9 protein-coding genes and 1 pseudogene are annotated in these 8717 nt (G+C 74.4%); 7 read left to right on the top strand and 3 right to left on the bottom strand.

Features of this window, described 5'->3' with window-relative positions; all coding sequences use genetic code 11:
• On the bottom strand, positions 1-873 hold an 873-nt coding region (locus JNW87_RS30325), incomplete at its 3' end, for a TIGR04222 domain-containing membrane protein (RefSeq protein WP_109802475.1).
• Between the two features lie 123 nt (positions 874-996).
• Positions 997-1569 carry a TetR/AcrR family transcriptional regulator gene (locus JNW87_RS30330; RefSeq protein WP_088975104.1) on the bottom strand — a complete coding sequence of 191 codons (573 nt, stop codon included), beginning with the start codon at positions 1567-1569 and terminating at the stop codon, positions 997-999.
• Positions 1570-1666: 97 nt separating this feature from the next.
• Between JNW87_RS30330 and JNW87_RS30335 the strand changes: the two genes are divergently transcribed.
• The 3 genes from JNW87_RS30335 to JNW87_RS30345 all read left to right on the top strand — a co-directional run bounded on the left by JNW87_RS30335 (position 1667) and on the right by JNW87_RS30345 (position 4342).
• A complete protein-coding gene (locus JNW87_RS30335) occupies positions 1667-2725 on the top strand; it encodes a carbon-nitrogen hydrolase family protein (RefSeq protein WP_238454844.1) in 1059 nt (352 codons plus the stop codon).
• Complete coding sequence (locus tag JNW87_RS30340; RefSeq protein ID WP_238454846.1) at positions 2614-3225, top strand: HAD family hydrolase; 612 nt, start codon at positions 2614-2616, stop codon at positions 3223-3225. The genes JNW87_RS30335 and JNW87_RS30340 overlap by 112 nt, the downstream gene beginning before the upstream one ends.
• A 187-nt stretch (positions 3226-3412) precedes the next feature.
• The gene (locus JNW87_RS30345; RefSeq protein WP_109802478.1) at positions 3413-4342 is read left to right on the top strand and encodes a serine protein kinase RIO; all 930 of its coding nucleotides are present in this window, start codon (positions 3413-3415) and stop codon (positions 4340-4342) included.
• A gap of 43 nt (positions 4343-4385) precedes the next feature.
• On the opposite strand, the gene JNW87_RS30350 is transcribed toward JNW87_RS30345, so the two are convergent.
• On the bottom strand, positions 4386-4634 hold the full coding sequence (locus JNW87_RS30350) for a DUF2630 family protein (protein ID WP_109802479.1): 249 nt from the start codon (positions 4632-4634) through the stop codon (positions 4386-4388).
• 114 nt (positions 4635-4748) lie between these two features.
• Here JNW87_RS30350 and JNW87_RS30355 point away from each other — a divergent pair, with 114 nt between their 5' ends.
• The 4 genes and pseudogenes from JNW87_RS30355 to JNW87_RS30370 form a co-directional block, all read left to right on the top strand.
• Positions 4749-5666 (top strand): GNAT family N-acetyltransferase, encoded by a 918-nt coding sequence (locus JNW87_RS30355; protein ID WP_109802480.1) that lies wholly within the window; start codon positions 4749-4751, stop codon positions 5664-5666.
• 162 nt (positions 5667-5828) lie between these two features.
• Positions 5829-7178 carry a cytochrome P450 gene (locus JNW87_RS30360; protein WP_238454845.1) on the top strand — a complete coding sequence of 450 codons (1350 nt, stop codon included), beginning with the start codon at positions 5829-5831 and terminating at the stop codon, positions 7176-7178.
• Positions 7179-7222: 44 nt separating this feature from the next.
• Positions 7223-8107 carry a terpene synthase family protein gene (locus JNW87_RS30365; protein ID WP_236647970.1) on the top strand — a complete coding sequence of 295 codons (885 nt, stop codon included), beginning with the start codon at positions 7223-7225 and terminating at the stop codon, positions 8105-8107.
• Positions 8104-8717, top strand: a pseudogene (locus JNW87_RS30370) (prenyltransferase); the annotation flags it as partial. The gene JNW87_RS30365 and the pseudogene JNW87_RS30370, both read left to right, overlap by 4 nt.

Below are 8717 nucleotides of genomic sequence, written 5' to 3' on the forward strand. Positions count from 1 at the left end.
GCTGCCACCGCCGCAGGAGCTGCTGCCGCCTCCGCCGCAGGAGCTGCCCCCGCTGAACGAGCTGCCGGAGCCGGAGAGCGCCTGACGCTGGATCTCGGCCTGCTCGGCGAAGCCCGGGTCCATCGTCCAGATGGTGGCGGTGCCGAAGAGCGCGACGGCCAGCGCCGCGTCGGACGGGCCGTAGGTGGCGTACGCGGGCGCCGACGCGGGCGCCAGGTAGGTGTGCCGGCGGCGCAGCTCGCGTACCGCCCGGTCGGCGGCGCGGGTCCGCCAGGGCACCCGGCTGAGCAGCACGAAGGCGACGAAGACCGGGACCAGGGTGAGCATCAGGAAGCCGGCCGGGCGACCGTTCGACAGCCCCACGAAGAGCCGGATTCCGCCGAGCACCAGCAGGGCGGCCAGCAGCATCGGGCCACGCCGGACGGCGGCTCGCCGGGCCGGGGCGAGCGCCAGCCCGCGTTCCTGGAGGCCGTCCCGGAGCTGTTCGAGCGCCCGGACCACCCACTCGTCGCGGCGCAGCTCCCGGGCGTGGACGTGCCTGCCGGCCGCGTTGTAGATCGCCTGGTCCAGCGGGGTGACCCCGGCGGGCATCGAGGCGCCGGTGGTGAGCCGCCGGTCGGGCCGGACGCCCACCACGCCACTGCGCCGCAGCCCGCCGAGCGCCGTCCAGACCGCGAGCTGGTCACCTCCGTTGAGGTACGCGACCTGCTGCGGTCCGAGCTGCCCGTGGTCGCCGGTGGGCGTACCGGCCAGGGCGCGGAAGCGGTGGACCAGGGTGCCGACGAGCACCACGGCCACGGCCAGGAGGTACCAGCGCAGGAATACCGGGCCGGGGATGCCCCAGGTGTCGCCCGGTGCGGCGAGAACGATCATGCTCTGCTCCTGTCGCGCGAGGGGGATCGCGGCCCCATTGTGGAGCAGACCCGCCAGGGGTGATCCGGCCCGCGGGCCGAGTTACCGGACCGAGATCCGGCGCCGTGGGGCGCACCCGGGCGGTCAGCGGCGGCGCACCGCCTCCTCGACCAGGTCGAGCACCGGCCCCAGGTCCCCGGCCGGCCGGCCCATCGCCAGGTGCAGCACCAGCCCGTCGTACGCCAGCTCCAGGAACTGGGCCAGCACGTCGATCGGCACGTCCTCGCGGAGCACCCCGGCCTCCCGCTGGCGGACCAGCCGTTCCCGGGTGGCCTCGGCGATCGCCGCCGACCGTTCCGCCCAGCGCCGGGCGAAGGCCGGGTCGGTGCGCAGCCGCCGGGAGACCTCCAGCTGGCTACCCAGCCAGCCGGTGGTGTCCGGGGAGACCGCCCGGGCGAGCAGGTCCCGCATGACCTGCACGAGGCCGTTGCGGGCCACCGTCTCCACCATCGCGGCGGCGTCGTCCTCGGCGACCGCCAGGAAGAGCGAGTCCTTGTCCCGGAAGTGGTGGAAGATCGCGCCCCGGGACAGCCCGGTGGCCTCCTCCAGGCGGCGCACGGTGGCGCCCTCGTAGCCGTGCCGGGCGAAACACGCCCGCGCGGCACCGAGGATCTCCTGCCGGCGCGCGTCGAGCTGATCCTGACTTACTCTGGGCACGGAACGATCGTGTCAGGTGCCCACGGTCGATGCAAACCGTACGTACGGCTTGGGAGCGGGAAGGGTCGAGCCGGACCACCCGGTCTACGATCGCCCGGTGACCCAGGCCACCCCACTCCCCGAGCACCCGCTGACCGTGGCGGCCGTCCAGGCCGAGCCGGTCCCCGGCGACGTCGCCGGCAACGCCACCACCGCCGCCCGGTTGGTCGGCCGGGCCGCCGACGCCCGGATCGTCGTACTGCCGGAGCTGTTCCTGCCGGCGTACCACCCGCCGACCCTGGCCGCCGACCCGGCCGGCACCGACGTGGCGGCCGGCGCGGACGGTCTGGTCGACGACCCGCGGCTCGACCCGCTGCGAGCCGCCGCCTGGGACGGCGGCGCCACCGTGGTGGTGGGCGCGGCCGTCCGGCACCCCGACGGGCGGCGGACCATCTCCTCGCTGGTCGTCGACGCCGCCGGGGTCGCCCGCTCGGCGTACGACAAGCAGCAGCTCTGGGGCGGCGAGCGGGACCTGTTCGACGCGGGCCGGCGCGGCGCCACCCTGCTGGTCGACGGCTGGCGGCTCGGCCTCGGCATCTGCTACGACGGCTGCTTCCCCGAGCACGGCCGGGCCGCCGCCGCCGACGGCGCGCACGGCTACCTGTGCCCGAGCGGCTACCTGGCCGGCTCGGCGCACCGGCGCGACCTTTACTACGCCGCCCGCGCCCTGGACAACACCATGTACGTGGTCTTCGCCAACGCCGTCGGCGGCGCCGACCCGTGGCGGTTCAACGGCGGCGCGGCGGTGTACGACCCGGAGGGCCGCCCGCTCGCCCGCGGCGCGACGCCGGGGAGGACGTGTTGGTCGCGACCCTCGACCCCGGGGCGCTGGCGGCCACCCGGGCGGCGCACACCATGCTCGCCGACCGGCCTGCCGACCAGGGGCTCCCCCGAACGGTGCTGGCCGGCTGACCGAAGCCGTGGGGGTGCAGGCCCTGTCGGCGGTGCACCTTGGTCCCGTAGGGTGCGCGAGTGCCGCTGCTCCTGCTGGACCTGGACAACACCCTGCTCGACCGGACCGGGGCGTTCCGTGCCTGGGGAGAGCGCTTCCTGGACAGCGTCGGCGCGCCGGGCACGGACATCGAATGGCTGCTCTCGGTGGACGCCGACGGGCTGACCGACCGGTGGGACGTCGCGGACGCCATCCGGGACCGGTACGGGTTGCGCATCCCCTCCATCGATCTGGTCGACGAGCTGCACGACGGGGTGGTGGCGAACACCCGGCTGGATCCCCTGGTCGCCTGCGCGCTGCGGATAGCCGACGACGCGGGCTGGGTGCCGGTGGTGGTCAGCAACGGCGCGGTGCGGCAGCAGGACGCGATGATCCGGCGGACGGGTCTGGATCGGTACGTGGCCGACTGGGTGATCTCCGAGGAGGCCGGGGTCAGCAAGCCCAGCCCGAGGATCTTCGCGCTGGCCGCCCAGCGCGCCCGGATGCCGCTGCGGGGCGCCTGGGTGGTCGGGGACAGCCCGGAGGCGGACATCGGCGGGGCGGCCGCCGTGGGCCTGCCCAGCGTCTGGCTGCACCGCGGCCGGACCTGGTCGGACAGCCGGTTCGCGCCCACCCGCACGGTGGACGGGCTGATCGCCGCGGTGGCCACCGTGCTCGCCGGCTGAGCCGGCGCGCGTCCCCGCCCGGGCCCGGTTTATTCGGTTGACCCCGCGGCGGCCCGCGGTGAGCATGGGTCCCGCGCGCAGGCGCAGCCGCGCGGTGCCCGGTCGAGGAGAGGAGGTCGGTCATGGCCGTCTTTGCAGGGTCGTTCCACCTGCCTCCATCAGCCTCGATCAAGGGATCACCGAACCCGTGCGTGAACACGACCTCCCGGCGCGCGAGCGCCGTGGCCGCGGCAAGAGCCGCTTCGACGACGACGAACCGCATTTCCTGAAGCACGGCCGGCACGCCGAGCCGGCCCTCACCGAGCCCGACGACGAGCCCGACCCCGAGGACCCCTGGTCCTCCTGGGACGGGGCCGTGCACGGCCCGGAACCGCACCCCGAGTGGCTGGTCACCGAGCTGGCCGCGCGGGACACCGAACTCGGCGTGCTCAAGACCGGCAAGGAGGCGGACGTCCACCTGGTCCGCCGGGCCGTGCCGGAGACCGGCCGGTCCTGCCTGTTGGCGGCGAAACGCTACCGGGACGCCCAGCACCGGCTCTTCCACCGGGACGCCGGCTACCTGGAGGGGCGGCGGGTCCGCCGGTCCCGGGAGAACCGGGCGATGGCCGGGCGGACCGCGTTCGGCCGGCAGATGATCGCCGGGCAATGGGCGGCGGCCGAGTTCACGGCGCTGTCCCGGCTCTGGGAGATCGGCGCGGAGTCCGGGCGGATCGCCGTGCCGTACCCGGTGCAGCTGCTGGGCACCGAGCTGATGCTGGAGTTCGTGGGGGACGCCGACGAGGGGCAGGCCGCGCCGCGGCTGGCCCAGCTCCGGCCCGAACCGGACGAGCTGCGCGACCTGTGGGAGCAACTGGTCGACGCCCTGGTGGTGCTCGCCCGCGCCGGGTACGCGCACGGCGACCTGTCCCCGTACAACCTGCTGGTGCACCGGGGGCGGCTGGTCATGATCGACCTGCCGCAGGTGGTCGACGTGGTGGCCAACCCGCAGGGGCCCGAGTTCCTCGCCCGGGACGTCCGGGTGGTCGGCGCGTGGTTCGCCGCGCGCGGACTGCCCGCCCCGGACACCGACCCGGCCGCGCTGACCGGGCTGCTGCTGCGCGAGGCGGGCATCGGCTGAGCGGACCGGTCCGGGCGGGTGACCACCCGCCCGGGACCCGGGTTCACTGGAGGTAGCGCTCCACCTCCGGCACCGGGCGCTCGCCCTGGGCTTCCGGGTCGCCGTGTGCCTGCCGGGCCGCGCGGCGGCGGCGCAGCAGGTCCCAGCACTGGTCGAGGGATTCCTCCAGCGCCCGCAGCCGTTCCCTGGCCTCGTCATCGGTGCCGGCCTCGTGCTCCTGCGCGGCCGAGCGCAGCCGGTGCTCCTCGTCGACCAGTTCGGAGATCCGGTTCAGGATGGTCATGTCGTCCATGCCCCTGAGCCTGGCACAGGCCGCCCGGGCACGCCCACGTTCTGTTCGGCGTCGGCCCCGACGGCCGGAGCAGCGGCACGCAGGGCGGCGCCCGGCGGGGTAGGGTGCCACCCGATGATCTTCGTGCCGCGCCCGTTCCGTCCGGCCGACGCACCGGCCGTCGCCGCGCTGCTGCGGGCCGCCAACCCGCACGTCCTGGTCAGCCCGGAGCTGATCGCCTGGCAGGCCACCGCCAACCCGCCCGCGGAGCGGTACGCCCTGCTGGTCTCCGAGTCGACCGGGGAGGTGGTCGGCGTCGCGCGTACCGGCTTGCTGCACGAGAGCGCCGAGCCGGGCCTGGGCTTCGCCGACGTGACCGTGCACCCGGGGCGGCGCGGCGGCGGCGTCGGGTCCGCCCTGCTCGCCGCGGCCGAGGAGCGGCTCGTCGGACTGGGCGCGCGGACGGCGTACGCCAAGGTGGCCGACGATCCGTCGTCGCTCGGCTTCGCCGAGCGGCGCGGCTACCGGCGCGGTCGGCGGGCCCTGTTCCTCCGCCTGGAGCTGGCCACCGCGGCGCTGCCCGACCTGCCGGTGCCGCCCGGGGTGATCCTGGCCTCGGCGGCCGACCTGGCCGATCCGCGCCCGCTGTACGAGGCGGACCTGGACGCCGCCCGGGACGAGCCCGGCGACGTGGGCATGGACGCGATCAGCTATCCCGACTGGCTGGCCGCCTACTGGGACCGTCCGGACCTGGATCGGGCGCTGACCCGGTTGGCCATGGTGGACGATGCGGTCGCGGCGTTCAGTCTCGCCCTGACCGACGGCCGGCGCGGTTACCAGTCCGGGATGACCGGCACCCGGCCCGCCCACCGCCGGAGCGGCCTGGCCGGGCTGGTCAAGGTCGCCGCGCTGCGCGGGGCCCGACGCACCGGCTTCCGGTACGCGCTCACGACCAACGACGCCGGCAACGACGCGATGCTGGCGCTCAACCACCGGCTCGGCTACCGGACGGTCGGCGGCGAGTGGCGCTACCTGCGGAACCTTTGCGGCTGAGCACTTCCCTCACCGGTCCATTGTCGACAACGGGAATGTTGTTGTGTGAGATATTTTCTTCTCCGTCTTCTGATCCGCGGTTCCGGGTGGCATGCTCGGCGACAACATCACGGGTCATGACGGCGCCGCGACGCTGAGTTGACCCAGGGGGGAGTGCACCACGTGGACGAGTCGCATCCGGAGCCCGGAACGACCGGGCAACTTCGTACCGTTCCCCTTCGTCGGATCGTCCCGGGCCTGCTCCGCGATCCCGCCCGGGCGCTGATCGACGCCGGCAACCAGACCGGGGGAGCGGTCGTCCGCCTCAACCTCGGCTCGTTCCGCCCCTACCTGGTCACCCACCCCCGGCACGTGCAGCACGTTCTGCGCGACCGCGCGGAGAACTACGAACGGGCCGGCGACGGGCTGTTCTGGCGGCCGGTCAAGCGGCTGTTCGGCGAGGGAATCCTCGGCGAGGGCCAGATCTGGTCGGCCAGCCGCAGGATGCTCCAGCCGATGTTCACCGCCAAGCGGGTGGAGGCGTTGATCGACGGGATGGCGGAGGCCATCGGCGACGCCGTCGACGAGCTGGGCGAGCCGTCCCGAGCGGGGCGGACCGTCGACATCGGCGTCGAGCAGGCCCGGATCGTGAGCCGCGCGATCATGCGGGTGCTCTTCGCCGACAAGATCTCCGTGCCGGACGCGATGCGGGTGATCGACGCGCAGGACGTCATCGCCACCGCGGTGATCCCCCGGATCATCGTGCCGTTCGCCCCGCTCTCCCTGCCGATGCCGGGCGACCGTCCGTTCCGCCGCGCGGTGCGGATCGTGGACGACGTGCTGGTGCCCATCGTAAGGGCCACCCGGACGGCGGCCGACGACGGCGACGACATCATCTCCACGCTGTGGCGGGCCCGGACCGAGGACGGCCGGCCGCTCGACGAGCGGCAGGTCCGCAACGACACCGTGGCGATGTTCGCGGCGACCACGGAGACCACCATCAACGTGCTCACCTGGCTCTGGCCCCACCTGGACCAGCACCCCGACGTCGCCGACCGGCTCTATGCCGAGGTCGACCGGGTGGTGGGCGGCGAACCGGTCCGTCGCGAGCACCTGCGCGACCTGACCTACACCAGGATGGTCCTCGACGAGTTGCTGCGGCTGTACCCGATCGGCTGGATCATCCCGCGCCGCGCGGTCGCCGCGGACGTCATCGACGGCGTGCCGATCGAGGCCGGCGCCACCATGGTGGCGAGCCCGTTGATCACCCAGCGGATGGCCCAGTTCTGGGAGCGGCCGGAGGAGTTCGACCCGGAACGGTTCCGGCCGGAGGCGATTCGCACCCGCCACCGGTACGCCCACTTCCCCTTCGGCGGCGGTCCGCACCAGTGCCTCGGGATGTACCTGTTCTACCTCGAGGCGCAGCTCATCATCGCCACCATGTTGAGCCGGTACCGATTCAGGTTGCGCCGCCCGGGCGTGCCCGGCCTGCGGTTGGCCGCGCGCTCCGGCCGCGCGAACGGGTCGAGCTGACCCTGCTGGGCGCCCGGAACGCCGACTGAGAGGGAACGACCACAGTGGATGCACAGAGCGGCCGGCTCGCTTCGGCCGCGGAACAGGGGCGGATCTGCGCGCTCGCGGCCCGGGGGCAGCGGGACCTGCAGCGCCGGGTCGCCGCCCAGCCCGACCTCTTTCCCGGCGAGCCCTTCGACGCGGCCCTGCTCAGCAGCATCTCGCTGGCCATGGCGTTCAGCGCGCCGTGGTGCACCGCCGAGGAGCTGGGTATCACCGGTCGCGCGGTCCTCTGGGGCTTCGCCGTCGACTGGCAGGTCGACCACCTGGCCACGTCCCGGTCGGAGATCGACCGGATCACGAAGGCGTGCCTGACCGTGGCCGACGGCGCCGCGGCCGAGGACCCGCTGGGTCGCTTCCTCGCCGAACTGCGCGACGACCTCGCCGCCACCCCGGGCTTCGCCGGGCTGCGCGGGCTGTGGCGGGAGGAGATCGACCGCACCCTGACCGCCATGGGCCGCGAGTGGGACTGGAAGACCGCGGTGAAGGACGGGACGGGTCCACCCACCCTGACCGAGTACCTGGACAACGCCGACAATCTGGCGGCCACGGTGGTCAACGTCGCCCACTGGATCCACACCGGAACCCCCGAGACACACCGCCGGCTGCCCCGACTCGTGACCGTGAGCGACGAGGTGCAACGGGCCCTGCGGTTGGTCAACGACCTGGCCACCTATCAGCGCGACCTCGAATGGGGGGACCTCAACGCGATCATGCTGGTGGACGACCGTACGGAGATCGAACGGCGGACGGCGGCGCAGATCGACCACTGTCGGCACCTGCTGGCCGAGCTGGCGGCCGACTGCCCCCGGGAGGCCGACTACCTCACCCGGCAGCTCGGCTTCACCAGCGGCTTCTACCGCCTCACCGACTTCTGGGGAACCCGGTGAGCGTCGTCGCCGACCGCCGGGCGGCCGCCCACCCGGGCGGTGGCGGAGCGCCGCCCGGCGACGGGCACTCCGGTCGGGTCCGGGACCTGATCGCGGCGATGGCGCGCAACCCGTCCGGGGAGACTTCCGCCTCGGTCTACGAGACCGCCCGCCTGGTCGCCCTCGCGCCCTGGCTGCCCGGCCACGACGTGCGGATCGACTGGCTGCTCGACCGGCAGCGGGCCGACGGTGGCTGGGGCGGCCCGGACGGCTACGCCCTGGTGCCGAGCCTGAGCGCCACCGAGGCGCTGTTGACGGTGCTCCGGCGCTGCGACCACGGGCCGGGGCCGGCCACGGCACTGGTCCGCGCCGCGGACCGGGGCCTGCGCTTCGTGGCCGGTCACCTCGGCGACCCGGCCGCGCCGGCACTGCCCGACCTGCCGGCCACCGATCTGATCGTGCCGGCGCTGGTCGAGTCGATCGACGGGCAGCTGAGCCGCCCGGAGGGTCCTCCGACCGGTCTCCAGGGGTGGCGGGACCGGCCCCGGCTGCCCCTCCCGGCCGGCCTGGACTCCGGCCGCCTGGACCGGGTACGCGGCCTGCTGGGCGCCGGCCGAGCGGTCCCCGAGAA

This window comes from Micromonospora sp. ATA51 (assembly GCF_016802855.1).
Taxonomy (GTDB): Bacteria; Actinomycetota; Actinomycetes; order Mycobacteriales; family Micromonosporaceae; genus Micromonospora; species Micromonospora sicca.

Excerpts from the sequence above, each read along its gene's own strand:
- JNW87_RS30350 (WP_109802479.1), bottom strand. The coding sequence starts at position 4,634 with ATGGACGACATGACCATCCTGAACCGGATCTCCGAACTGGTCGACGAG.
- JNW87_RS30355 (WP_109802480.1), top strand. The coding sequence starts at position 4,749 with ATGATCTTCGTGCCGCGCCCGTTCCGTCCGGCCGACGCACCGGCCGTC.